Source organism: Xanthomonas sp. NCPPB 1062 (genome assembly GCF_041481705.2).
Taxonomy (GTDB): Bacteria; Pseudomonadota; Gammaproteobacteria; order Xanthomonadales; family Xanthomonadaceae; genus Xanthomonas; species Xanthomonas euvesicatoria.
Window position 1 is genome coordinate 861,828 of sequence record NZ_CM192987.1, and the last position, 23,491, is coordinate 885,318.

At 65.8% G+C, this 23,491-nt stretch carries 23 protein-coding genes and 1 riboswitch; of the genes, 18 read left to right on the forward strand and 5 right to left on the reverse strand.

All coding sequences use genetic code 11. From position 1 onward, the window contains the following. Window positions 1-68: 68 nt before the first annotated feature. Window positions 69-1,571, reverse strand: a complete 1,503-nt coding sequence (locus ACCQ16_RS03705; RefSeq protein ID WP_029818653.1) for an ATP-binding protein — start codon at window positions 1,569-1,571, stop codon at window positions 69-71. After that, a complete protein-coding gene (locus ACCQ16_RS03710) occupies window positions 1,568-2,287 on the reverse strand; it encodes a response regulator (RefSeq protein WP_011050505.1) in 720 nt (239 codons plus the stop codon). The genes ACCQ16_RS03705 and ACCQ16_RS03710 overlap by 4 nt, the downstream gene beginning before the upstream one ends. 137 nt (window positions 2,288-2,424) lie before the next feature. Between ACCQ16_RS03710 and ACCQ16_RS03715 the strand changes: the two genes are divergently transcribed. The 6 genes from ACCQ16_RS03715 (at window position 2,425) to fghA (ending at window position 7,649) form a co-directional block, all read left to right on the forward strand. After that, a complete protein-coding gene (locus ACCQ16_RS03715) occupies window positions 2,425-3,525 on the forward strand; it encodes a glycosyltransferase (protein ID WP_277573333.1) in 1,101 nt (366 codons plus the stop codon). A gap of 439 nt (window positions 3,526-3,964) precedes the next feature. Continuing rightward, on the forward strand, window positions 3,965-4,339 hold the full coding sequence (locus tag ACCQ16_RS03720; protein ID WP_343237592.1) for a hypothetical protein: 375 nt from the start codon (window positions 3,965-3,967) through the stop codon (window positions 4,337-4,339). 327 nt (window positions 4,340-4,666) lie between these two features. Beyond that, window positions 4,667-4,942 (forward strand): metal/formaldehyde-sensitive transcriptional repressor, encoded by a 276-nt coding sequence (locus ACCQ16_RS03725; RefSeq protein ID WP_005911021.1) that lies wholly within the window; start codon window positions 4,667-4,669, stop codon window positions 4,940-4,942. Between the two features lie 66 nt (window positions 4,943-5,008). Beyond that, window positions 5,009-6,118, forward strand: coding sequence for an S-(hydroxymethyl)glutathione dehydrogenase/class III alcohol dehydrogenase (locus ACCQ16_RS03730; protein ID WP_008576768.1), 1,110 nt, complete (start codon window positions 5,009-5,011; stop codon window positions 6,116-6,118). A 68-nt stretch (window positions 6,119-6,186) separates the two neighbouring features. Then, window positions 6,187-6,762 (forward strand): S-(hydroxymethyl)glutathione synthase, encoded by a 576-nt coding sequence (gfa, locus tag ACCQ16_RS03735; protein WP_029818656.1) that lies wholly within the window; start codon window positions 6,187-6,189, stop codon window positions 6,760-6,762. A 56-nt stretch (window positions 6,763-6,818) separates the two neighbouring features. Continuing rightward, window positions 6,819-7,649, forward strand: coding sequence for an S-formylglutathione hydrolase (gene fghA / locus ACCQ16_RS03740; protein ID WP_008576770.1), 831 nt, complete (start codon window positions 6,819-6,821; stop codon window positions 7,647-7,649). A 167-nt stretch (window positions 7,650-7,816) separates the two neighbouring features. Here fghA and ACCQ16_RS03745 read toward each other — a convergent pair whose 3' ends face one another. Continuing rightward, entirely contained in the window at window positions 7,817-8,155 is a 339-nt protein-coding gene (locus ACCQ16_RS03745) for a hypothetical protein (protein ID WP_008576771.1), read from the reverse strand. Between the two features lie 187 nt (window positions 8,156-8,342). Further along, the gene (ettA, locus tag ACCQ16_RS03750) at window positions 8,343-10,004 is read right to left on the reverse strand and encodes an energy-dependent translational throttle protein EttA (RefSeq protein WP_005910999.1); all 1,662 of its coding nucleotides are present in this window, start codon (window positions 10,002-10,004) and stop codon (window positions 8,343-8,345) included. 224 nt (window positions 10,005-10,228) lie between these two features. Between ettA and ACCQ16_RS03755 the strand changes: the two genes are divergently transcribed. The 5 genes from ACCQ16_RS03755 to ribD all read left to right on the forward strand — a co-directional run bounded on the left by ACCQ16_RS03755 (window position 10,229) and on the right by ribD (window position 14,391). Then, on the forward strand, window positions 10,229-10,726 hold the full coding sequence (locus tag ACCQ16_RS03755) for an RcnB family protein (protein WP_008576772.1): 498 nt from the start codon (window positions 10,229-10,231) through the stop codon (window positions 10,724-10,726). Window positions 10,727-10,923: 197 nt separating this feature from the next. Beyond that, window positions 10,924-12,177 carry a serine hydroxymethyltransferase gene (glyA, locus tag ACCQ16_RS03760; RefSeq protein WP_057685076.1) on the forward strand — a complete coding sequence of 418 codons (1,254 nt, stop codon included), beginning with the start codon at window positions 10,924-10,926 and terminating at the stop codon, window positions 12,175-12,177. A gap of 102 nt (window positions 12,178-12,279) precedes the next feature. After that, on the forward strand, window positions 12,280-12,804 hold the full coding sequence (gene nrdR / locus ACCQ16_RS03765; protein ID WP_003490311.1) for a transcriptional regulator NrdR: 525 nt from the start codon (window positions 12,280-12,282) through the stop codon (window positions 12,802-12,804). Further along, window positions 12,801-13,289 (forward strand): GNAT family N-acetyltransferase, encoded by a 489-nt coding sequence (locus ACCQ16_RS03770; RefSeq protein ID WP_041469431.1) that lies wholly within the window; start codon window positions 12,801-12,803, stop codon window positions 13,287-13,289. Before nrdR ends, ACCQ16_RS03770 begins: the two co-directional genes overlap by 4 nt. Next, a complete protein-coding gene (gene ribD, locus ACCQ16_RS03775; protein WP_277573335.1) occupies window positions 13,282-14,391 on the forward strand; it encodes a bifunctional diaminohydroxyphosphoribosylaminopyrimidine deaminase/5-amino-6-(5-phosphoribosylamino)uracil reductase RibD in 1,110 nt (369 codons plus the stop codon). The genes ACCQ16_RS03770 and ribD overlap by 8 nt, the downstream gene beginning before the upstream one ends. A gap of 95 nt (window positions 14,392-14,486) precedes the next feature. On the opposite strand, the gene ACCQ16_RS03780 is transcribed toward ribD, so the two are convergent. Further along, on the reverse strand, window positions 14,487-15,110 hold the full coding sequence (locus tag ACCQ16_RS03780) for a hypothetical protein (protein WP_277573336.1): 624 nt from the start codon (window positions 15,108-15,110) through the stop codon (window positions 14,487-14,489). A 219-nt stretch (window positions 15,111-15,329) separates the two neighbouring features. After that, window positions 15,330-15,508: riboswitch (FMN riboswitch) on the forward strand. Window positions 15,509-15,676: 168 nt separating this feature from the next. Between ACCQ16_RS03780 and ACCQ16_RS03785 the strand changes: the two genes are divergently transcribed. The 7 genes from ACCQ16_RS03785 to xopI all read left to right on the forward strand — a co-directional run bounded on the left by ACCQ16_RS03785 (window position 15,677) and on the right by xopI (window position 23,269). Further along, window positions 15,677-16,279, forward strand: a complete 603-nt coding sequence (locus ACCQ16_RS03785) for a riboflavin synthase (protein WP_005920959.1) — start codon at window positions 15,677-15,679, stop codon at window positions 16,277-16,279. Then, entirely contained in the window at window positions 16,276-17,415 is a 1,140-nt protein-coding gene (gene ribB, locus ACCQ16_RS03790; RefSeq protein ID WP_011346403.1) for a 3,4-dihydroxy-2-butanone-4-phosphate synthase, read from the forward strand. Before ACCQ16_RS03785 ends, ribB begins: the two co-directional genes overlap by 4 nt. Window positions 17,416-17,704: 289 nt before the next feature. Beyond that, entirely contained in the window at window positions 17,705-18,169 is a 465-nt protein-coding gene (gene ribH, locus ACCQ16_RS03795; protein WP_003490334.1) for a 6,7-dimethyl-8-ribityllumazine synthase, read from the forward strand. Then, window positions 18,166-18,645, forward strand: coding sequence for a transcription antitermination factor NusB (gene nusB / locus ACCQ16_RS03800; protein ID WP_003490336.1), 480 nt, complete (start codon window positions 18,166-18,168; stop codon window positions 18,643-18,645). The genes ribH and nusB overlap by 4 nt, the downstream gene beginning before the upstream one ends. A gap of 111 nt (window positions 18,646-18,756) precedes the next feature. After that, on the forward strand, window positions 18,757-19,731 hold the full coding sequence (gene thiL / locus ACCQ16_RS03805; RefSeq protein WP_277573337.1) for a thiamine-phosphate kinase: 975 nt from the start codon (window positions 18,757-18,759) through the stop codon (window positions 19,729-19,731). Between the two features lie 380 nt (window positions 19,732-20,111). Next, on the forward strand, window positions 20,112-21,692 hold the full coding sequence (locus ACCQ16_RS03810; protein ID WP_057682277.1) for a CocE/NonD family hydrolase: 1,581 nt from the start codon (window positions 20,112-20,114) through the stop codon (window positions 21,690-21,692). Between the two features lie 224 nt (window positions 21,693-21,916). Beyond that, window positions 21,917-23,269 (forward strand): type III secretion system effector F-box protein XopI, encoded by a 1,353-nt coding sequence (xopI, locus tag ACCQ16_RS03815; RefSeq protein ID WP_277573338.1) that lies wholly within the window; start codon window positions 21,917-21,919, stop codon window positions 23,267-23,269. Window positions 23,270-23,491 lie beyond the last annotated feature (222 nt).

The following is a 23,491-nucleotide window of genomic DNA, read 5'->3' on the forward strand; positions in this document are numbered from 1 at the left end:
AGCGGTGGTGGGCTCGGATCATGACAGCTGCCGCTTGCCCGGCCTGGCAGGCCGCACTCCATCACACGTCAGCGCCGCTCGGGCATGCAGGGCAGTCGTACGGTCACGCGCAAGCCGCCATGCGGGCGATTGTCCAGGCGCAGGTCGCCGCCGTGCGCCAGCACAATGCTGTGCGCCACCGACAAACCCAGCCCGATGCCGCCGGTGTCGCGATTGCGCGAAGACTCGCCACGCACGAACGGCAGCAACAATTGTTCGCGCTGGGTCGGGTCGATGCCGGGGCCGTCGTCGTCGATCCACAACACGCCGTCCTCGCCATCGCGCTGCAGTTGCAGACGGGCGCGCTTGCCGTACTTCAACGCGTTTTCGAGCAGATTCATGACCGCGCGGCGCAACGCCAGCGGGTCGCCGTCCAGGGTGATTTCCGGGCCGGGCAGCAGCTCGGCGTCGGCGCCGATATCGGTGGCGTTGTCCACCACGCTCTCCACCAGCAAGCGCAGATCCAGCGGCGCGCGCTCGCCGCGATGACGATCGTTCTGGATGAAGTCCAGCGCTGCGGAAATCATCGCCTTCATTTCGTTGATATCGGCCAGCGCCTTGTCGCGCAGCGGTGGCTGCAGGCCATCCAGACGAAACGACAGCCGCGCCAGCGGCGTGCGCAGGTCGTGCGCAATCGCTGCGACCATGTGCGTGCGTTCGTTGATCAGGCGGTTCAGGCGCGCCTGCATCGCGTTGAACGAATCGGCTGCGCGCACGATTTCCGGCGGGCCGCTGCGTTGCAGGGCGGCGGCATCGGGATTCCGGCCCAGGCGGTCGGCAGCTTCGGCAAAGCGCTTGATCGGTGCCGACAGCGCGCGCGAAAACCACCATGCCAGCGGCACGTTGGCCAGCAGGCCGGCCAGGAACAGCAGCACGACGTGGGTCTTGAACTCGCCCGAGAGGCGTCGACGCGGCGATTCCACCGTACGCCAACGGCCATCGGGTTGTTGCAGGGCGGCGGTGAAGCCGTCCAGCAGCGGTACGCCGGGGGTCAGGCGCTCGCTTTCCCAGGCGCCGGGCAACTCGTCCGGGCGCAGCCCGTCGCCGGGCAGCGCAGCAGGGTGGCCGTCACGCGGCCAGTCGTCCGGAAACGGCGGCAGAGGTTGCGTGCCAGGGCGTTCGTGCGCCCCGTCACCGCCTTCGCCCGCGTGGTTCTGGTTGGACCACCGCTGCGGCGGCAGCATGCCTGGCTGGGGGCCTTCACGATCATTGGCGTTGCGGTAGAACCGCACCTGGCCTTCGGGCACGTCCAGCCAGTGCGCAAGCAGCATTTCGGCGAAGGGGTCGCGCACCTGGCCTGTCGGCGGCACCGGGGCTTGCGCCGATTCGTGCACTTTCAGGGTCTGGGTACCGGCCGGCATGCGGGTGGAGAGCAGCGCCACCACTTCCGGCGGATGGACCGGAGGCTCGTAGACGGGGGTACGCATCATCAACAGGGCGATGCCCACCGCCTGGGCGGTGACCAGGGCCACCGCCAACAACACAAAGGTCCGCGCAAAGATCGACAGCCCGCGTCGTGCCGGTTTGCTCACAGGCGCGAGACGCTCGGCAGCAGCATGTAGCCCTCGTTGCGTACGGTGCGAATCAACTCGGTATGGACGCGCTCATTGATTTTGCGGCGCAGGCGGCTGATCTGGCTGTCGATGGCGCGGTCGTAGACGTCGGTGTCGCGGCCGCGGGCGTAGTCCAGCAGCTGGTCGCGGCTGAGTACGCGCTGCGGGTGTTCGACGAAGGTGCGCAGCAGCGCGAACTCGCCGTCGGACAGATTGATGAAGATGCCGGTCGGGTCGCGCAGGTCGCGGCGCACCACGTCCAGCCGCCAGCCGGCGAATTCGTAGACGTTTCCGCGCTGGTCGGCCTGTTCGTTGCTGGCCTGGCTGCGCCGCAGCAGGGCGCGCACACGGGCCAGCAATTCGCGCGGATTGCAGGGTTTGGCCAGGTAATCGTCGGCGCCGACTTCCAGGCCGATGATGCGGTCGGTGTCGTTACCCAGCGCGCTGAGCATGATGACCGCAGGTGAACCGCGCTCGCTGGCCAGGGCGCGCGCTGCACTCAGCCCATCTTCTCCCGGCATCATCACGTCGAGTACGATGAGATCCGGGCGGCGCTGCGCCATGACAGAGCGCATCTCCGCCACGTTTTCGGCCATATCCACCTGGTAGCCGTGAGCGCTCAGAAATTCGCCGATCAGCTTGCGCAGGTCCGGATCGTCGTCGACCACGAGAACGCAGGGTTGTTGCAGGTCCATAGGGATCATCGTCTGTGGCGCGGAGCTTGGCCCGCGCAAGGTGGTGGCTGCCGGATACATGGTGCTCGCAATTGCAGGGCTGGAGCACGCATCATAATGATCGAATTTGTCAACCATTGGCACACGTGTAACGCACCATGACAGACCAGGACATCGCGCAGGAAGCCACGGCATCGACACTATGCCGTTGTACTGGCGCGTGCGTGCATGACAAGGCATTTCCAATGATGCGGGTGATCAGTCGCGACAACGGCGTGGGGCTGACCCGCGACATGGTGCTGATGGCCGATACGCTGCGCGCCGGCGGCGTGCCGGTGCAGGAAGTGGGATTCACCAGTCAGCGCCTGCACGATACTGGGCGCGAGGCACGCCTGTGGGCCAGCCGCACGCTGTTCGGGCGGGTGCCGCTGCAGATCTTTTCCGAGCGCGTGTACAAGCGCTGCCTGCCGCTGGGGCAGATCAACCTGCTGGTGCCCAACCCGGAGTGGCTGCTGCCCAAGTGGCTGCCATTGCTGCCGCGCTTCGATGCGGTGCTGTGCAAGACCCACCATGCCGAGCGAATCTTCCGCAGCCTCGGGTGCGCCACGCGCTTCATCGGCTTCACCAGCCCGGATCGCCATGACCCACGCGTGTTTCGTCAGCGCGCTTTCTTCCACCTGGCCGGGCGCAGTACCGCCAAGGGCACGCGCGTCTTGCTGGACACCTGGCAGCAGCATCCGGAGTGGCCGCCGCTGACGGTGGTGCAGAACCCACGCACCGCCGGCAAGCCGGTCGTGGCCCCGAACATCGACCACCGCGTGGGGTATCTGGACGATGCCGAACTGCGCCGCATGCAGAACGCGCATCTGTTCCATATCTGCCCCTCCGAGGCCGAAGGGTTCGGGCACTACCTGATGGAAGCGCTAAGCGTGGGCGCGGTGACGTTGGCGACCGACGGCGAGCCGATGAACGAATTGATCAGGCCCGAACACGGGGTGCTGATCCCGGTGGCCGAGGTGCGTCAGCGTCGTCTGGCATCGTATTACTACGTGGACGCGGCAGGCATCGCGCAGGCAGTGGAAACCGCGCTGGCATTGCCACAGGCCCAACTGGACCAGTTGTCGGCCAACGCGCGCGCGTTCTACCAGGCCAACGATGCGGCATTTGCCGCGCGCTTTCGTGCTGCGGTGCTGGCCTCGCTACCGGAGCATGCAGTGGACGCTGCGGTCGCCGCGGCGCCGGCTGCCGTCGAAAACTGACGGCGACAACGCCTGCGTCGTCACTGTCGGACCCCGCATCTTCCCGCGCGTAAGCCGAAGCAGGTGCTGCACGCGCCTTGCATCTGCGCTGCGGATGGCGACAAGCGCCAATCCACGCCGGCGCGCGGCGCGCGATGGCAAATGCGCAGCACAGTCAGCTGCAACTCTTCCCGGACCAGCGCGGCCCAGCCCGCGTCCGCCGTCTGCAGGCCGTGCGCAGATGTGCCATCCAGCCAGGGAGATCACGATGGTCCACGCACCACCACGCGTTGTCGTTACCACTGCAATACTCGCGGCGCTCAACCTGGCAGGTTGTGCCAATTTCTGCGGTGCTAGGCACCATGCGCCTGTGCCCTACGCCCATCGTGCGCCACCGCCACCGCCACCGCCGGGTGCAAGAAACATCGAAGCATTGCCGCCGTGTGCGCCGGACCACGAGGTGGTCCCGGCAGCGCCTGCCGACGTCGCGCACCGCGCTGCGCCGGAGCGGCAGGATCGGGGAAGCGGCGACGGCTGCCTGGTACATAGGGGCGTGGCACCGCCACCGCCGCCACCGCCACCGCCACCCTTCGATAACGACCCATTCGATGCACCGGATGCCGCAGATGAACCGCTTGGCCTGCCGCCAGACGATTCCGAATTCGACGCAGCGCTGCAGGCGTGCGCGACCGCCGAAGGCAGCGCAGCGCCGTTCCCGCAGGCGCCTTCGCCGGACCTGCCGCCCGAGTTGCTGGCGCAATGTCTGGATGCCGCAGGATTCGCTCCGCCACCGCCACCGCCACCGCCGCCGCCGCCGTTCCAGCCCCGGCGCTGATGCGGGGACTCCACCCCAGCGGTCGGCAACGGTCGGGATGATCGAAGGGGCCGGTGCTGCGGCTATGGCGCGCAACCATCCTTGCGCTGGGTGCCTGGCGCGCCTGCGATGTGCGAGGCGTCGCCACGTCTGCGCAATGTGCGTGCTGCACTGCGGCTAACAGGTGGGCTCTTTATCCCCGTGCCACCGGCGGCATTGGGGGCATCGCGCCATGTGCCAACGCGTGGCGGTCATCGCGCTCGACAAGACCACGGTCGGCAGGCCGCTGGCCATAGCTTTTTTCGAAACAATCCATATACTACCCCCCAGTATCTTGCTGGAGCTGACATGCCGCATTCGCCGCACGAGAAAAAGCGAGCGCTAGCACGCGTGCGCCGGCTGCGCGGGCAATGCGACGCGCTGGAGCGGGCGCTGCAGGCGGGCGCGGACTGCGCTCCGGTCTTGCAGCAGATCGCCGCGATCCGGGGCGCCGTGAACGGGCTGATGTCGCAGGTGCTTGAAGCGCATATCCGTGAAGATTTCGGGCACGCCGCCGCATCCGATGCGCAACGCGCCGAGCGGGTGCAGGATCTGCTCGGTCTGGTCCGGTCCTACCTCAAATAAATCTCCCACCGGGTCGGCGCTTGTTGCGCCCCCGTCCTCGAACCTCATCGTCAGGAGCGTCATCCCATGAAATCCCGTGCAGCAGTCGCATTCGGACCCGGCAAGCCGCTGGAAATCGTCGAAATCGATGTCGCGCCGCCGAAAGCCGGGGAAGTGCTGGTCCGCATCACCCACACCGGCGTGTGCCACACCGATGCCTTCACGCTGTCCGGCGACGACCCGGAAGGCATCTTCCCGTCGGTGCTCGGGCATGAAGGCGGCGGCATCGTCGAGGCGGTCGGCGAGGGCGTGACCAGCGTCAAGGTCGGCGACCACGTCATTCCGCTCTACACGGCCGAATGCCGCAAGTGCAAATTCTGCCTGTCCGGCAAGACCAACCTGTGCCAGGCCGTGCGCGCCACCCAGGGCAAGGGCCTGATGCCGGATGGCACCACGCGCTTCTCCTACAACGGCGAGCCGATCTATCACTACATGGGCTGCAGCACCTTCAGCGAATACACCGTCGTGCCGGAAATTTCGTTGGCCGTGGTCAATCCGGAGGCGCCGCTGGAGAAGGTCTGCCTGCTCGGCTGCGGCGTCACCACCGGTATCGGCGCGGTGCACAACACCGCCAAGGTCAAGCCAGGCGAGAGTGTTGCCGTTTTCGGCCTGGGCGGCATCGGTCTTGCGGTGATCCAGGGCGCGGTGCAGGCCAAGGCCGGGCGCATCCTGGCCATCGACACCAATCCGGGCAAATTCGACCTGGCGCGCAGCATGGGTGCCACCGATTGCATTAACCCCAAGGACTACGACAAGCCGATCCAGGAGGTCATCGTCGAGTTGACCGATGGCGGCGTGGACTTCAGCTTCGAGTGCATCGGCAACGTCAATGTGATGCGTTCGGCGCTGGAGTGCTGCCACAAGGGCTGGGGCGAGAGCGTCATCATCGGCGTGGCTGGCGCCGGCCAGGAAATCAGCACGCGTCCCTTCCAGCTGGTGACTGGTCGCGTGTGGCGCGGCAGCGCCTTCGGTGGCGTCAAGGGACGTACGCAATTGCCGGGCATGGTGGAGCAGTCGATGAAGGGCGAGATCGACCTGGACCCATTCATCACCCACACCATGCCGTTGGAAGAGATCAACGAGGCCTTCCACCTGATGCACGAGGGCAAGTCGATCCGCACCGTGATCCATTTCTGACCAGGCGGCCAGGAGCGGCGCGCGGCCGCTTCCGCGCACGTGGTACCCGACACTCCGGGAGGAGCGTAATGACTAACGTGTCGATTCATCCTTCGGTAGATGATGGTGTTGCGCGAGGTGGTGCAGAAGATTTTCAAGGCGGCACGCTTGAATGTCACTGCGCCAGCGACAAGGTGACCGTCGAGGTGTCTGCGCAGACCGCGCATAACCATGCTTGCGGTTGCAGTAAATGCTGGAAACCCGATGGCGCGAAGTTCTCGGTGGTGGCGGTGGTTCCGCGCGACAACGTCAAAGTCACCGCGCACCGGGAAAAGCTGAAGATCGTCGACGAAAGCGCGACGATCCAGCGCCATGCGTGCACCGGTTGCGGCGTGCATCTGTATGGGCGGATCGAAAACAAGGACCACGCATTCTACGGTCTGGATTTTGTGCACACCGAGTTGTCGAAACAACAGGGCTGGTCGGCACCGGGCTTTGCCGCGTTCGTCTCGTCGATCATCGAAACCGGCACGCCGCCGGAGCAGATGGATGGCATACGCACGCGCCTGACCGAACTGGGCTTGCCGCCCTACGACTGCCTTTCCCCGGCGTTGATGGATGCCCTGTCGGCGCATGTGGCACGCAAAAAGGGTCTGTTGCATTGATGGTCCAACCTTGCGCCGGCGATCCGGCTGCAGGGTTTCTCTTCGTAAGGAATCTCATGGAACGTATCGAACACCGCGCCTGCTTCGGCGGCTGGCAGGATGTCTATCGGCATCAGTCGCACACCTTGAACTGCAGCATGCAGGTGGGCATTTACCTGCCGCCACAGGCCGCCGACGGCCCGTTGCCGGTGCTGTATTGGCTGAGCGGTTTGACCTGTACCGAACAGAATTTCATCAGCAAGGCCGGCGCGCAGCGCTATGCGGCCGAGCATGGGGTGATCCTGGTTGCGCCCGACACCAGCCCCCGGGGCGAGGATGTGGCCGATGCGGACGGTTACGACATCGGCAAGGGCGCGGGCTTTTACGTCGATGCCACGCAAGCGCCATGGGCGGCGCATTACCGCATGTACGATTACGTGGTGAGCGAATTACCGGCCTTGATTGAAGCGACCTTTGCCACCACCGGTGCACGTGCGATCAGTGGCCATTCGATGGGGGGGCATGGCGCGTTGACCATCGCATTGAAGAATCCGGGCCGCTATCGCAGCGTGTCGGCGTTTTCGCCAATCGTGGCGCCCAGCCAGGTGCCGTGGGGCGAGAAAGCATTTGGCCAGTATCTGGGGAACGACCGTACGACCTGGAAAGCCTACGATGCCACTGCATTGCTTGCTGACGCGCAGGAGCGGTTGCCGCTGCTCATCGATCAGGGCGATGCCGATGAATTTCTGCAAACCCAGCTGAAAACCGCATTGTTCGAAGATGCGGCCAGGTCCGCCGGCTACCCGGTGACGGTGCGGCTGCAGCCCGGCTACGACCACAGCTACTACTTCATCGCAAGCTTTATTGGCGAGCACATTGCGCATCATGCTGCGGCCTTGCGTGGTTGAGTGCAGCTGTTGGCGTATGCCGTTGGAGATGCAGTCCGGTGAATGAGGGTGGGGGCCACGCCGATGCAGTGCGTGGCGTCACGTGTAGCTGAGTGGCGTCACTCGCCCGCGCTGCCATCGGTGGCACTGGGCACTGCCAGCGCCGCCGACACATGACAGATTGCAGTTCAGCGAACGTCGCGCAGTTCCCAGTGCGAGCCAGCCAGGGCCTGCATGCGCTGTTTGAAAAGGTCGCCGGGAATGCTCGTCGTTGCAACCAGATCGATGCGCAGGTCGTGCTGCTTGCCGGTGACCGTCGCTGCCGGGTCGGTGATGCCCAGGCTGGGATCCACTTCGTCGGGGTCAGTCTGTAGCTGGCGCCAACGGTCGAACCACGCCGGATCGCGCAAAGCTGCCTGCAATTGCTCGGCAAAGGCCTCGGCGCCATTGGCGGTGAAGCTCACCGAGGGCGCACTGCCACGGGCGAGCTTGGGATCGGGCAGGCTGATCGAATAGCTGACAGGCATATGCAAGGCTCAGATGGATGACGCCGGCACGGTAGTGCAGCGCAAGTGAGCATCCCGTCGACGGGCGGGCAGGGGACTCCACACGCGCAGGTGGACGGCGCCAGCAGCCAACAGCCAAGTCTCCGTCCGCTGACTCCGCACACAAAAAAGGCGCCTTTCGGCGCCTTTTCTTTGGAACTACGACGACTTACTTCAAGGCCTTGAAACGCAAACGCTTCGGGCCGGCGTCGTCGCCCATGCGGCGGCGCTTGTCTTCTTCGTACTCGCGGTAGTTGCCCTGGAAGAACTCCACGTGCGAATCGCCTTCGAAGGCCAGGATGTGCGTGGCGATACGGTCCAGGAACCAGCGGTCATGCGAAATCACGAAGGTGTTGCCGGGGAATTCCAGCAACGCATCTTCCAGCGCACGCAGGGTTTCGATGTCCAGGTCGTTGGACGGTTCGTCCAGCAGCAGCACGTTGCCGCCCTGCAGTAGGGTCTTGGCCATGTGCAGACGACCGCGCTCACCACCGGACAGCGAACCGACCATCTTCTGCTGGTCCTGGCCCTTGAAGTTGAAGCGGCCGATGTAGGCGCGCGACTGGATTTCGATGCCGTTGATGTTGAGGATGTCCAGGCCGCCGGCGATTTCCTGGAATACGTTGTGGTTGCCCTCCAGTGCGTCGCGGCTCTGGTCCACGTACGACAGCTGCACGGTCGGTCCGACCACGATCTCGCCGGAGTCCGGCTTTTCCTGGCCGGTGATCATCTTGAACAGGGTCGACTTACCGGCACCGTTGGGGCCGATGATGCCGACGATGGCGCCCGGCGGCACGATCATCGACAGGTTGTCGATCAACAGGCGGTCGCCGAACTTCTTGGACACGTTCTTGAACTCCATCACCGCGTTGCCCAGGCGCTCACCCGGCGGGATGAAGATCTCGTTGGTTTCGTTGCGCTTCTGGTAATCAACCGATTGCAGCTCTTCCAGGCGGGCCAGACGTGCCTTGCCCTTGGTGCGGCCGCCCTTGGCGTTCTGGCGCGACCATTCCAGTTCCTTCTGGATCGCCTTCTGGCGGGACTTTTCCTGGTTGTCTTCCTGCTTGAGGCGCTCGTCCTTCTGGGTCAGCCAGTCGGTGTAGTTGCCCTTCCACGGAATGCCGCGGCCGCGGTCCAGTTCCAGGATCCACTCGGCGGCGTTGTCGAGGAAGTAGCGATCATGGGTCACCGCCACCACGGTGCCGGTGTAGCGCGCCAGGAACTGCTCCAGCCATTCCACCGACTCGGCGTCCAGGTGGTTGGTGGGTTCGTCGAGCAGCAGCATGTCCGGCTTCTGCAGCAGCAGGCGGCACAGCGCCACGCGACGCTTTTCGCCGCCGGAGAGCTTGCCGACGATGGCGTCCCACGGCGGCAGGCGCAGCGCATCGGCCGCCACGTCCAGCTGGTTTTCCAGCGTATGCGCATCGCCGGCGGCCAGGATCGCCTCCAGGCGCTCCTGCTCCTTGGCCAGCGCGTCGAAATCGGCGCCTTCTTCGGCATAGGCCAGATACACCGCATCCAGCGCGGCCTGGGCCTGCAGCACGTCGCCCACGCCTTCTTCCACCGCCTCGCGCACGGTGTGCTCGGGATTGAGTTGCGGTTCCTGCGCCAGGTAGCCGACCTTGATGCCCGGTTGTGGGCGCGCCTCGCCCTCGAAATCGGTGTCCACGCCGGCCATGATCTTCAGTACCGTGGACTTGCCCGCGCCGTTCAGGCCCAGCAGGCCGATCTTGGCGCCCGGGAAGAAGCTCAGCGAGATGTCCTTGATGATCTGCCGCTTGGGCGGGACCACCTTGCTGACGCGGTTCATGGTGTAGATGTATTGCGACATGGGGGCTCCGTGGACGCAGGCAGCCCGCCGGCCGAGGCCGGAGGCAGCGGAAAAGGGGTTGCGCCAATTATACGGGCAAGTGGCTTGAGCCGCGGCAGCACCCTTGCAGCTAAACCGCACCTTACTTTCGACCTGAATAGGCTTTTTCGTAATCGATTCCAGCAAGAATGCGTTAAGGCGGTCCGCCCCTTAATGAAATTACGACACCGCGAACAGGAACTGTCATGAACCGCAAACGCATCGTTACCGTTGTGCTTTCCTCCATCCTGGCGCTCGGTGCCTTCGCACCTGCGGCGTTCGCCGGGGATTGGGACCGCGACCACGATCGCCGCGGCCATGACCGTCACCATGGCCACGATCATCGAAGAGACTGGCGCGACGCCCGCCGTGACGACCGTCGCGAGTGGCGCCAGGACCGCCGCTACTACAGCAACGGCTATCGCGAGGGTTACCGCGATGCCCGCTACCAGGACCGCCGCTACGATCGCAATCGCGTCTACGTCTACGATCGCCCCGCGTACTACCGCGCCGGCCCGCCGCCGCGTCCGTATTGGGCCCGTGGCCAGCGCTACCACGGCCCGGTCTATGTGGTGAACGATTACGACCGCTACGACCTGCGCCGCCCGCCGTACGGCTACCGCTGGCAGCGCGACGACCGCGGCAATCTGCTGTTGGTGGCCATCGCCACCGGCATCATTGCCGACCTGGTGCTCAACAACTAACGCGGCGCGGCTGCCCGTTCGCCCCCGGCCTCGACCGGCAATCAAGCCGGTCATCACACAAAGGCGCATCGTCGGGTGTGCCTTTGTCATGTGCGCAGTGCGGTCACACGGGCGGCGCCGGCTGCGCGATTGGTCACCCGTGCGGCAGGGGCTTACAATCGGCGACCCTACTGGCAATAGCTGCCCCGGAGCTTGGAATGTTCTCGCGCGATGTCCGACTGGAAACCTACGACCCCGAACTGGCCAAGGCCATCGCTGCTGAAGCCGGCCGCCAGGAGGATCATGTCGAGCTGATCGCCAGCGAAAACTATTGCAGCCCGCTGGTGATGGAAGCGCAGGGCAGCCAGCTGACCAACAAATACGCCGAAGGCTATCCGGGCAAGCGCTACTACGGCGGCTGCGAGTTCGTCGACATTGCCGAACAACTGGCGATCGACCGCATCAAGCAGGTGTTTGGCGCCGATTACGCGAACGTCCAGCCGCACAGCGGTTCCCAGGCCAACCAGGCGGTGTATCTGGCGCTGCTGCAGCCGGGCGACACCATCCTGGGCATGAGCCTGGCGCATGGCGGCCACCTGACCCACGGCGCAAAGGTCAACGTCTCCGGCAAGCTGTTCAACGCGGTGCAGTACGGCGTCAACGAGCAGGGCCTGATCGATTACGACGAGGTCCAGCGCCTGGCGACCGAGCACAAGCCGAAAATGGTGGTGGCCGGTTTCTCCGCGTATTCGCAGAAGATCGACTGGGCCCGCTTCCGCGCCATCGCCGACAGCGTCGGCGCCTACCTGTTCGTGGACATGGCGCACATTGCCGGGCTGGTCGCCGCCGGGGTGTACCCCAGCCCGATGGAACATGCGCACGTGGTCACTTCGACCACGCACAAGACACTGCGTGGCCCGCGTGGCGGCATCATCGTCGCCAAGGGTGCCAGCGAAGAGCTGCAGAAAAAGCTGCAGTCGATCGTGTTCCCCGGCATCCAGGGCGGCCCGCTGATGCACGTCATCGCGGCCAAGGCGGTGGCGTTCAAGGAGGCGCTGGAGCCGGCGTTCAAGACCTATCAGCAACAAGTGGTCAAGAACGCCCAGGCGATGGCCAATACCCTCATTGCGCGCGGCTACAAGATCGTCTCCGGCGGCACCGAGAACCACCTGATGCTGGTGGACATGATCGGTCGCGATGTCTCCGGCAAGGACGCCGAAGCTGCGCTTGGCAAGGCGCACATCACCGTCAACAAGAATTCGGTCCCCAACGACCCGCGCTCGCCGTTCGTCACTTCCGGTCTGCGCCTGGGCACCCCGGCGATCACCACGCGCGGTTACCAGGAACAGGACAGCATCGACCTGGCCAACTGGATCGCCGACGTGCTCGACGCGCCAACCGACGAAGCCGTGCTGGCGAAGGTGCGCGATGCCGTGACCGCGCAGTGCAAGCGCTATCCGGTGTATGGCTAAGGTGCCGGGATTGGTGATTCGGGATTCGGGATGCGCTAACGGCGCGTCCTTGCTTGTGCTGTTGCCAATCCCCAATCCCCAATCCCAAATCCCGGACGTCTGATGCATTGCCCCTTCTGCCAGCACAACGATACCCGCGTGATCGATTCGCGGGTGTCCGAAGACGGCACGACGATCCGTCGGCGCCGCGAGTGCGAGGCGTGCGGCGAGCGGTTCAGTACGTTGGAAACGATCGAGCTGAAGCTTCCCACCGTGGTCAAGAGCGATGGTGGACGCGAGGCGTTCGATGCACGCAAGCTGCGCACCAGCTTCGACCGCGCGCTGCAGAAGCGGCCGGTGGCCGAAGAGCAGATCGAGGCGGCGGTGCGCGCGGTGGTGCATCAGCTGCGCATGTCCGGCGAGCGCGAAGTGGGTTCGCTGCGGGTAGGCGAATACGTGATGGTGGAGCTGCGCAAGCTCGATCATGTCGGCTATGTGCGCTTTGCCTCGGTGTATCGCAGCTTTCAGGACGTGGCCGACTTCCGCGAGGAAATCGAAAAGCTCGAACGCGAACTGCCGGTCGGCAGCGAACAACTGCCGCTGCTGGAAGCGGCATTGGAACGCGCCGGCAAACCCGGCAAGCGATGAGCGCGATGCGCATCGCGTGCGTTGCGCAAACGCCGCAGTACCTGCCTGCGATTGCGCAAGCGCATCTACAGGCCTTCGGCGCGCTGCTGCCGGAGTGGAGCATCGATGAGGCGCTGAGCGAACTGCGCAGCCATGCGCGCGATGGCGTCATTCCCACGACCTGGGTGGCGCTGGATCAAACGCAGTGGCTGGGCTCGGTGAGCCTGCTCGAAAACGACGACGCACGCATCCGGCAATGGTCGCCGTGGTTGGCGTCGTTGTACGTGCAGCCGCAGGCGCGCGGGCAGGGCATCGGCGAGGCGTTGGTCGCACACTGTGTGCAGGCCGCCGCGCAGCTGGGCGTGCCGCTGCTATACCTGTATTGCCAGCCGGGCTTGGCGCCGTTCTACCAGCGCTTGGGATGGCAGATACATACCGGGTTCCTGCTGGGCCCGATGCAGATCGTGGTGATGCGCATTGCGCCGGGGGGGCAGCGCAATGCGTGAGGCCACAACGACCGCCAGCGCCGACGACCATCGCTGGATGGCGCAGGCGTTGCGTCTGGCCGAGCGCGGCGCCTACACCACCCGGCCCAATCCGATGGTGGGCTGCGTCATCGTGCGCGACGGCGTCTGCGTGGGCGAGGGCTTTCATCAACGTGCCGGCGGCCCGCATGCCGAAGTCTTCGCGCTGCGTGCAGCGGGTGAGTTGGCGCGCGGCGCCACCGCGTACGTGACGCTGGAGCCATGCGCGCACTATGGGCGTACCCCGCCATGTGCGCTGGCCTTGATCGATGCCGGCGTTGGGCGTGTGGTTGCGGCAATGGCCGACCCGTTTCCGCAGGTCAATGGCGGCGGGTTTGCGCTGCTGCGCGAGGCCGGGATCGAAGTGCTGAGCGGCGTGATGCACGCGCAGGCGCGCACGCTCAACCAGGGATTTCTGTCTCGGGTGGAGCGTGGGCGGCCGTGGCTGCGGGTCAAACTCGGCGCCAGCCTGGACGGACGGACGGCGCTGGCAAGCGGTGAATCCAAATGGATCACCGGAAGTCGCGCGCGTGCCGATGGGCAGCGCTGGCGCGCACGTGCTGGCGCGATCCTGACCGGTGCAGGTACGGTGATGGCCGACGACCCATCCATGACGGTGCGGCTGGGCGAGGACATGCCGGTCGTGCCGCCGCTGCGCGTGGTGCTCGATGCCGGGCTGCGGACGTTGGCGTGCAGGAACATTCGTCAGGGCAATGCGCCAACGCTGTATCTGCATGGCGAAAATGTGGCCGCACCTTCGCTGGACGATGCGCAGTTCCTTGCGATGCCGTTGCACGCTGGACGCTTCGATCTGGCGGCGGTGCTGGCGCTGCTGGCCGAGCGCGGCATCAACGAAGTCCACGTGGAAGCCGGCGCCATGCTGAGTGGTGCGCTGCTGCAGGCCGGACTGGTGGACGAATTGCTGGTCTACATGGCGCCGGTGTTGCTGGGCGACACCGCAAGGCCGCTGGTCGCTGGCCTTGGCATCGAAACGATGGCACAGCGACATGCACTGCAGCTGCTGGATGTGCGCCAGCTGGGGCAGGATCTGCGTCTGCGCTATGCGCCGGCTGTTGCCGGGTGAGAGCTGCATGGCGCCTGCGATGCTGCGCGGCCGTGCTGTTGCGCGCATAAAAAAGGCCCCGCATGCGGGGCCTTGGTGTATCTGCGAGGCGCCGATCAGAAGCTCGCGCGCACGCCGACCTTGTACTGGTTGGCGTTGTCGACGAACTGCGCTTCGGCGACCAGGCCCCAGGTGCGGGTGAAGTTGACCTGGCCACCCAGGGTGCCGACGAACTCACCCTTGTCCACGTCGCTACCGTCGATGTAGCCGGCCTTGATCCAGGCTTCGGTGCGCGGCGAAGGCTTGCCACGCAGGCCCAGGTTGGCCAAGCCCAGGTTGCTCGAGTCCGACGCATCGTCGACCGAACGGCCGCGCAGGCGCAGGTCGGATTCGACCTTGGCGCGCAATACGCTGATGTCGGCGGTGAACTCCACGCGCTCGGTCATTTCTTGGCGGTAGCCGATACCCAACGTGGCCTGCTGCAGCGTGCCCTCGAGCACAAAGCCTCCACCGAGGTTGAAATCCTTGTTGGCGCGCTCATAGCTGGCCAACAGGTAGACCGGCTGGGCAATCTGCCAGGAACCGCGAATGTAGCCGCCGTCGATATCGTCCGAATCGCCATTGACGCTGATTTCGGTACGGTTCCAGCCGCCTTCGACGTAGTTGTAGCTCAAGCCTTCCGCAGAAGCGGCAAACGGTGCGGCAGCCAGCAGGGCAGCCAGAATCAGGGTGTTACGCATTGGATGTCTCTCTTCGAATTGATGTCCGTGTCTCCACCCCGTTGCGAGGTGGAAAAAAACGACGTCTCCCGTCGCGGCGCGTAAATTAACAGATCCTTCACAATCCTGGCTATGGGGGATTTCCCGACATGACGCAGTGTCCTGCCAGCCTTGGCCCACGCTCGGCCATTGCGTCGATGTGCCCTGTTAAACTTTGCGCACCGGTTCGCCGGTACTCACGAACGTCTTCAGGGCGGGGTGCGATTCCCCACCGGCGGTAGGCATGCGCAAGCGTGCGAGCCCGCGAGCGCTTGCACTCCAGGGTTGAGCGGATCAACGCCAAACGCCTGCCGGGCAAGGTCAGCAGATCCGGTCCGATGCCGGAGCCGACGGTATAGTCCGGATGAAAGAAGACGGCCAACGCGCGGCCTTGCGGCTGCGCGCGCGCCTGTTTGCTTTGCCTTGCGGCGTTTTTCGCTCAACTCCTGCGAGAAACGACTAATGTCCATGCACCACCAGCCGCGCTGCGCCGCGGCCTTCCAGCGCTCCATCACGGCAGCCGTGCTGCTGCAAGCGGGGGCACGCTGATGTTCACCGGCATCATTGAAGGCGTCGGCCAACTGGCCGCGCGTCAGCCGCAGGGCGGCGATGTGCGCTTCACCTTCGCCACCGGCACGCTGCCGTTCGAAGCGGTCCAGTTGGGCGAAAGCATCGCGGTCAATGGCGTGTGCCTGACCGTGATCGCATTCGACGCGGCCAGTTTTCAGGCCGATGCCTCGACCGAAACGCTGTCGCTGACCACCCTGGGCGCGTTGCCAGAGGGCGCACTGCTCAATCTGGAACGCGCGATGCGGCCTACCGACCGGCTTGGCGGGCACCTGGTCAGCGGACATGTGGATGGCCTGGGCCAGGTGCAGTCGGTCCATGACGATGCACGTGCGCAGCGTTGGCGGTTTGCTGCGCCGGCGTCGGTGTTGCGCTATGTGGCCAAGAAGGGCTCGATCTGCGTGGACGGCGTGAGCCTCACCGTCAATGACGTAGACGAAGACGGCTTCGAGGTCGCCTTGATTCCGCATACCGTGGCCCACACCGCGTTTGCGCAGACTGCGGTCGGTGCGGCGGTGAACCTGGAAATCGATCTGGTGGCGCGCTATGTGGAACGCCTGCTCGGCACGCGGGGGGCAGCATGAATTTCGCACCCGTTCCGGAACTGATCGAAGAACTGCGCGCCGGGCGCATGGTGGTCATCGTCGATGACGAAGACCGCGAAAACGAAGGCGATCTGATCATGGCCGCCGAGTTGGTCAAGCCGTCTGACATCAACTTCATGGTCACCCACGCGCGCGGGCTGGTGTGCCTGTCGCTGACCCGCGAGCGCTGCGCGCAGCTGGGTCTGGCGCCGATGGTGCGCAACAACACCGCGCAGTTCCAGACCAACTTCACTGTCAGCATCGAAGCGGCCGAAGGGGTGACCACCGGCATTTCGGCCTACGACCGCGCGCACACCGTGCGTACCGCCGTACGCCCGGATGCCCGGCCCCAGGATCTGAGCCAGCCCGGGCATATTTTCCCGTTGATCTCCCAGCCCGGTGGCGTGCTGACCCGTGCCGGCCACACCGAAGCGGCCAGCGACCTGCCGATGCTGGCCGGGCTGGAACCGGCCGGTGTGCTGGTGGAAGTGCTCAACCCGGACGGCAGCATGGCGCGCCGCCCGCAATTGGAAGTGTTCGCGCGCGAGCATGGCCTGAAGATGGGCTCGATCGCCGACCTGATCGCCTATCGGCTTGCCAATGAGCACACCGTCGAGCGCGTGGACGAGCGGCAGATCACCACCGAATTCGGTCCGTTCAAGCTGGTGACCTACCGCGACCGCATCGCGCACGACCTGCACTTTGCGCTGGTGCGCGGTCGCGCCGATCCGCAGACGCCGACGCTGGTACGCGTGCAGGTGGAAAACCCGCTAGCCGACCTGCTGCACTGGCAGCGCGATGACTTCGGCGTGGCAGCCACCGACGCCTTGCGCGCGATCGCCGCCGAAGGGCAGGGCGTGATGGTGGTGCTGTCGGCGCCACGCGACAGCGAATCGCTGCTGGCACGGCTGCGCCAGCAGCCCGAAGCGGCCGCCAATGCCAAGGACGTGAGTCAGTGGCGGCGCAACGGCGCCGGCGCCCAGATCCTGGCCGACCTCGGCCTGGGCAAGTTGCGCGTGCTGGGCACCCCTCGGCGCCAGGTGGGGTTGGCCGGGTTCGGGCTGGAGGTGGTTGAGTATCTGGAATGCCACCCCGGTGAAGGCGTACGCTCGGTGCCGCCGTCTGCCGTTCCCTGAGATGGCTGCGAGCTCACTTGGCCGGTCCCGTTGGTCTGGACTGTCAGTTAGCTGACGGCGCGCGGCTGTCAGCTGCGCGCTGCGTGTGGCGGCGCTGAAGTGGCCCGGGGCCGGCTACCGGTTCCAGCCGTGGCCTGCCCCCGGCCGTTTGCGCAGTGGGCCATTTGCCACGCCCTGTGTTGCTGAAACGCATGGCCGGGTCTGCTTTGGCCGACCCGGCCCACACGCGTCGGCCAGGCCTGGGCCCGGCAGCTGTTAAACTCCCCGCCCCCTCGAGTTGCCGACCCGCATGACCCACTACGAAGGCGATCTTCGCCCCACCACCGCGCGCTTTGCGATCATCGCCAGCCGCTGGAATGCCCGCATCACCGACGTGCTGGTTGCCGGCGCGCGCCAGAGCCTGGCCGGCAACGGTATCGGCGAAGACGCCATCGACGTGATCCGCGTGCCGGGCGCCTGGGAGATCCCGATCGCCGCCAATCGCGTGGCGCAGTCCGGCCAGCACGGCGCGATCATCGCGCTGGGCTGCGTGATCCGTGGCGATACCCGCCACTACGAGCACGTGGCCGACCTGTGTGCCGAAGGCCTGATGAGCGTGCAGCTGCAGACCGGCGTGCCGGTGCTCAATGGCGTGCTGGCGGTCGAACGCGTGGAAGATGCCGAAGCCCGTGCCGGCGGCAGCCACGGCAATAAGGGCGAGGAATGCGCGCTTGCAGCGCTGGAACTGGTGAATTTGATGGAGTTGTTGCCATGAGCAAGCCCGGTGGGCATTCGCGCCACGGCCGTCGCGACGGCATCGACCCGGTGCTGCGCTCGCGCGCACGTCGGCGCGCCTTGCAGGCGGTCTATGCCTGGCAGATCTCCGGCGGCTTCGCCAAGCAGGTGATCGCCCAGTTCGCGCACGAGCAGGCGCACGAAGTGGCCGATCTGGCGTACTTCGAGAACCTGGTTGAAGGCGTGCTGAGCAACCGTGCCGAGCTGGATACCGCGCTGACGCCGTACCTGGATCGCAGCGTGGAAGAGGTTGATGCGATCGAGCGCGCCGTGCTGCGCCTGGCCGCCTACGAATTGCTGTACCGCCAGGATGTGCCGTACCGCGTGGTGATCAACGAAGCGATCGAAACCGCCAAGCGCTTCGGCTCCGAGCACGGCCACACCTACGTCAACGGGGTGCTGGACCGCGCCGCGGTGGAGTGGCGCAAGGTGGAGTCGGGCGCCAGCGGCGCCTGAGCGCCGCGGGAACTGGGGAGTCGGGAATAGGCAATCGTAAGAGCACCGTTTCCGATACCTCACTGAGGCGCTTTTGCGATTCCCGACTCCCTTTTCCCGATTCCCGTCGCCATGCCCGAATTCGATCTAATTGCCCGTCTGCGTGCGCGCATTGCAGCGCGTGCCGATGTGCCGCTGGGCATTGGCGACGATGCGGCGTTGCTGCAGCCGCCGGCCGGCGAGCAGTTGGCGATCACTGCCGATACGCTCAATGCAGGCGTGCATTTTCCGCACGAGACGCGCGCTGACGATCTGGGCTGGAAGACCCTGGCGGTCAATCTCTCCGATCTGGCGGCGATGGGCGCGCAACCGCGTTGGTGCACCTTGTCGCTGTCGTTGCCGCACGACGATGCGGCATGGGTGGATGGCTTTGCCGATGGCTTCTTCGCGCTGGCTGATGCACACGACATTGTGCTGGTCGGTGGCGACACCACGCGCGGGCCGTTGTCGTGCGCGGTGACTGCGATCGGCAGCCTGCCGCCGGGCGCCGCGCTGCGGCGCGATGGTGCGCGCGTTGGCGATGATGTGTGGGTGACCGGCGCGCCGGGTGAAGCCGCCGCCGCGTTGGCGTTGTGGCAGGCCGGCCAGTTGGATGTGACCTGCGCGGCGGCCGACCCGTTGCACGAGCGCTGGCGCGGCCGCCTGCTGCGTCCGCAGCCCCGCGTGCAGGCGGGGCTGCGCCTGCGCGGGCTTGCGCATGCCTGCGTGGACATCTCCGACGGGCTGCTGGCCGATCTGGGGCATCTATGCGAACGCAGCGGCGTGGGCGCGCGCCTGATGCTCGCGGCCTTGCCGGCGATGCCGCGCAGTGCCGGAATCGACGTGGTGCACTGCCTGGGCTGGCAACTCGGCGGTGGCGACGATTACGAGTTGTGTTTCACCGCCGCGCCGCAGCATCGCGATGCCGTGGCGCAGGCAATGGAATTTGCAACGGTGGCTGCAACGCGCATCGGCCAGATTGTCGCCACGCCCGGCGTGGTGGTACACGACGCCGAGGGCAACCCCTGGCACCCACCGCAGCGCGGCTACCAGCATTTCGTCGGCTGAGGCGTGGGGTTGGAGCGTGCAGTGGATGCGGGCAGTGCCGGTGCGCTGCGCTGAGACGACGCTGCTGCGCTGATCGTTGGGTGCCGTAGTGGAGGCGGCGGTGGCGCCTTCTGCGAAGTTGGGTGGAGCGCATTGGAAACAACGGGTGCTGCCAGCCCTCATCCGCCCTCCGGGCACCTTCTCCCGCGAGCGGGAGAAGGCAGCGAACCGGTTTGCCCGGCCGCTCCCGCTTGCGCAAGCAACGAATCCCGAATCCCGAATCCCGGCCCTTGAGCCATACCGTACCGTCTGGTACGTTCGCCCCGTTCTCCCCCGAACCACGGATGCATCGCAGTTGCCGCTGGGCCATCCCGGCCTGGCCTCGCGTGGGAGACAGCAGCATGAGCAAGCGTTGGATCGGGAGCATCGCCGCACTGGCGTTGCTGTTGGCATCGGCGTCGGCCGTGGCAGGCGCCTTCAGCAAGACCTATGAACGCATTCCCGGCTGGGACGGTGCCCAGATGGGCGCATTGGTGTTGGTGCCGCAAGGGCAGGGCGCCGGGCCGTTTCCGCTGATCGTGATGCCGGCCAGCTGGTCGTTGCCCAATCTGGAATATTTGGGGCGCGCCACCCAACTGGCCAGCGACGGCTACGTGGTGGTCAGCTATACCTCGCGTGGATTCTGGGATTCGGCCGGGCAGATCGATATCGCCGGGCCGGACACGGTGGAAGACGTCAGCGCGGTGATCGACTGGGCGTTGGCGCATACGCCGGCCAATCCGAATGCGATCGGTGCGTCGGGCATTTCGTACGGGGCAGGCATCAGCCTGCTGGCAGCCGAGCGCGACCCGCGGATCAAGGCGGTGGCCGCGCTCAGCGGTTGGGCCGATCTGGAAGCGGCGCTATATTCCAATCGCACCGTCAGCCAGCAGGGCGTCGGCCTGCTGGTGGGTGCGGGCGCACTCACCGGCCGGGCCGGCCCGGATCTGGCGCAGATCGGCGCACGCGTGGCGCAAGGCGATTACGATGGCGCGGTGCAGGGCTTCCTGCCGCAGGCCGCCTCGCGCAGCCCTGCGACCGATGTGGCAGCGCTCAACGCGCGTGGGACCGCGGTCTTGTTGGGTAATGCCTTCAACGACGGCCTGTTTCCGCCGAACCAGACCATCGCGTTCTTCAACCAGTTGCGTGGCCCCAAACAACTGCTGCTCAGCCAGGGCGATCACGCCACCGCAGAGCTGCCTGGTGCGTTGGGATTGCCGAATGAGATCTATACCGCGACCACGCGCTGGTTCGATCGCCATCTCAAGCAGGTGCGTAATGGCGTAGATGCCGAAGCACCGGTGCGGCTATCGCCACGTGCCGGGCAATGGCTGGACTATCCGGACTGGGCATCGGTGCAACAGGCAACCACGCAGCTGGGTCTGTCCGCACCAGCCGGCTTGCTGAGCCCCACCGGTGGATTGACCGGCGGGACGTCCAGCGGGTGGCAATCGCGCATCGCCACCGGCGTGCCGACCGTGGCCGATTCCGGGGTGGTGCTGGTCAGCGGTTTGCTGCAAGGCATCGGCCTGCCGGTGAGCACCTCGATTCCGCTGGTCAACCGCGCCGGTGCCGCCGTGTGGGTCGGCTCGCCATTGACCAGCACCCGGCGCCTGACCGGTAGCCCGTCGCTACGCGTGACAGTGGTGCCCAGTCAGTCCAACGTCAGTCTGTTCGCGTATCTGTACCGCATGGATGGCTTGGGCGTCGCGCAACTGATCACGCATGCGCCGTACTCGTTGCGCAATTCCACACCGGGCCGTGCAGTCACCCTGGACTGGCCACTGCAGGCGGCGGCAACCGAGATTCCCGCAGGGCAGCGACTGGTGTTGGTGATCGACACCCGCGACGCGCGCTACACCGATGCCAGCGAGGGCGGTGGCACGGTGACATTCACCTCGCCAGTTGCAGCGCCCTCCGTGTTGAACGTGCCGCTTCGGTAGGGCAGCACGCCGTATCTGCATCGTCCCAGATCGTCCGCCGCGAGACTGGCGAACAGCGGCGGGTGGCGTGCCAGCCGCCGAACCCGCATCTGCATCGGTCACGTCGCGTTCGCCCAGGCGAACGCGATTTCTGGCTGTGCGCGCGGACACGAGGTCGCTTTCGGGAAAGTACGCACGAAGCCTAACTCGATGCCGCTGCTGCGGCACACCGCAGGAGACCCGAGATGCCGATCACCCGAACCGGTCTGCCGCACGCTGTGGCGTCAACCAGCCAAACGCAGGAGACGTCGCAGGCTTCGGCGAGCCAAGGAGTCCTCGACCCAGGCACAGTGCCACCCCGGCGTGCCGAGACGTTCGACGGGCTATCTGCGCTGCCGAATGATCTGCGCCGCGAGATTGCGCAGCGGTGTGGACCGCGCAGCCTTGTGCGCCTGGGCAGCGTCTCGCGGCAGATGGCGGAAGACACCAGGGATGTGCGAGCGTTCCTGACTGCGCGGCCGCGCTATGACCCGAGCTTGGAGTTCGGGGACGTCCATAGTGCAGAAAGCATGCGTGTCGCCCTGGACGAAGTGGCGCATTTCCCCTATCCGGACGATGAGGATCGCAGCGAGCAGATATTGCGCGGATACGGAAGGCTTGCAGCGCGGATTCCATCATTGCCGCAGGCGCAGCGATTTGAGGCGTTTACCGCGGTGTTGAATCACGCCACCCGCCATTCCGGGAATATGGCATTTCGCGTGGTGGCGCGCTTGACGGATGACCTGGGATGCTTGCCCGAGGACCTGCGCGCGCTCGCGTTCCATGCAATCTTGCCCAGTTTGATTGCCACGCGCCGGCAAGCGCTGCAGGCTGCTGCCGGAGCAGCGCACGTTGGCCACATAGGGGCAGTCGCAGAGGCTGATGCAGGGGGCGTGCAAGGTGATGGTGAGCCAGGGCCGCAAGGCGCTGCGGCTCCGGCCCAGGGTGGCGCTGCCGGAGGCATCGGCGGAGCGCTTCCGTTTAATTTGCTGGCATCGGCGATCAGGCATCTGCCCGAGGAGGCAGTCAACCTGGCGATCACCGAGGCTGCTGCACTCCAGACCGGCCCCCGCCTGCTGGCGGAGGTGACCCTACGGCTGCATCTTGTCGGATTGGAGCCGATCCATCGATTCCAGCAAGCGTATGCGCAGCTTGCCGAGCACCTCGCGCGTTCCGGCGATGGAGCCGAAGCCTTGACCCACCTGGTGGCCTTGTTGAACAGACTGCCCGATCCGGGAGTGCGCCAGGCTGCCTTCAGGGAATTGACGCGCGCCGTGCACGCATTGGACAGCACAGAGAGCGGCGCTGCGGTGCTGAGGCGGTTGGCTGGGGCATTGCCGCACCAGCCTGCCGCGGTGCGTTACCTGTGCAGCCTTGATGTGCTTGCAGCGGCGGCGAGCCTCTTCCCGAGCGAGCAGATACCGGTCATTGCCGCCGTCCGTGCGCAGGCTGCTGCGATCCCGAACCAGGCCGCTGAACTTATCGCCAGATGCGACGACGCGATCGCCACGGCCAGCATGATGCTTGCGACTGTGTCGCGCAGGTATATGGACATGTGAGCACTGTTTGATTGAGTGTGGTCTGGTCACGCAGCGGACGCGCGTGCCTGGAGCCCCCCTGTCCGGCGCGACCCTTGAGCAGATGGAACTTCGCAGCGTCGCTGCCATCTGCGTGCCTGCAGCCGGCGCAGCCAGGCAAGCCAACCGTCGGAACGCGCGGCGGGCCATCTGGTTGAGGCGCAGCGCTGGCCCGCGCATTTTATGCGGACTTTACGCAGCGCC

Excerpts from the sequence above, each read along its gene's own strand:
- ACCQ16_RS03710 (WP_011050505.1), bottom strand. The coding sequence starts at position 2,287 with ATGGACCTGCAACAACCCTGCGTTCTCGTGGTCGACGACGATCCGGAC.
- ACCQ16_RS03715 (WP_277573333.1), top strand. The coding sequence starts at position 2,425 with ATGACAGACCAGGACATCGCGCAGGAAGCCACGGCATCGACACTATGC.
- ACCQ16_RS03725 (WP_005911021.1), top strand. The coding sequence starts at position 4,667 with ATGCCGCATTCGCCGCACGAGAAAAAGCGAGCGCTAGCACGCGTGCGC.
- ACCQ16_RS03730 (WP_008576768.1), top strand. The coding sequence starts at position 5,009 with ATGAAATCCCGTGCAGCAGTCGCATTCGGACCCGGCAAGCCGCTGGAA.
- gfa (WP_029818656.1), top strand. The coding sequence starts at position 6,187 with ATGACTAACGTGTCGATTCATCCTTCGGTAGATGATGGTGTTGCGCGA.
- fghA (WP_008576770.1), top strand. The coding sequence starts at position 6,819 with ATGGAACGTATCGAACACCGCGCCTGCTTCGGCGGCTGGCAGGATGTC.
- ACCQ16_RS03745 (WP_008576771.1), bottom strand. The coding sequence starts at position 8,155 with ATGCCTGTCAGCTATTCGATCAGCCTGCCCGATCCCAAGCTCGCCCGT.
- ettA (WP_005910999.1), bottom strand. The coding sequence starts at position 10,004 with ATGTCGCAATACATCTACACCATGAACCGCGTCAGCAAGGTGGTCCCG.
- ACCQ16_RS03755 (WP_008576772.1), top strand. The coding sequence starts at position 10,229 with ATGAACCGCAAACGCATCGTTACCGTTGTGCTTTCCTCCATCCTGGCG.
- glyA (WP_057685076.1), top strand. The coding sequence starts at position 10,924 with ATGTTCTCGCGCGATGTCCGACTGGAAACCTACGACCCCGAACTGGCC.
- nrdR (WP_003490311.1), top strand. The coding sequence starts at position 12,280 with ATGCATTGCCCCTTCTGCCAGCACAACGATACCCGCGTGATCGATTCG.
- ACCQ16_RS03770 (WP_041469431.1), top strand. The coding sequence starts at position 12,801 with ATGAGCGCGATGCGCATCGCGTGCGTTGCGCAAACGCCGCAGTACCTG.
- ribD (WP_277573335.1), top strand. The coding sequence starts at position 13,282 with ATGCGTGAGGCCACAACGACCGCCAGCGCCGACGACCATCGCTGGATG.
- ACCQ16_RS03780 (WP_277573336.1), bottom strand. The coding sequence starts at position 15,110 with ATGCGTAACACCCTGATTCTGGCTGCCCTGCTGGCTGCCGCACCGTTT.
- ACCQ16_RS03785 (WP_005920959.1), top strand. The coding sequence starts at position 15,677 with ATGTTCACCGGCATCATTGAAGGCGTCGGCCAACTGGCCGCGCGTCAG.
- ribB (WP_011346403.1), top strand. The coding sequence starts at position 16,276 with ATGAATTTCGCACCCGTTCCGGAACTGATCGAAGAACTGCGCGCCGGG.
- ribH (WP_003490334.1), top strand. The coding sequence starts at position 17,705 with ATGACCCACTACGAAGGCGATCTTCGCCCCACCACCGCGCGCTTTGCG.
- nusB (WP_003490336.1), top strand. The coding sequence starts at position 18,166 with ATGAGCAAGCCCGGTGGGCATTCGCGCCACGGCCGTCGCGACGGCATC.
- thiL (WP_277573337.1), top strand. The coding sequence starts at position 18,757 with ATGCCCGAATTCGATCTAATTGCCCGTCTGCGTGCGCGCATTGCAGCG.
- ACCQ16_RS03810 (WP_057682277.1), top strand. The coding sequence starts at position 20,112 with ATGAGCAAGCGTTGGATCGGGAGCATCGCCGCACTGGCGTTGCTGTTG.
- xopI (WP_277573338.1), top strand. The coding sequence starts at position 21,917 with ATGCCGATCACCCGAACCGGTCTGCCGCACGCTGTGGCGTCAACCAGC.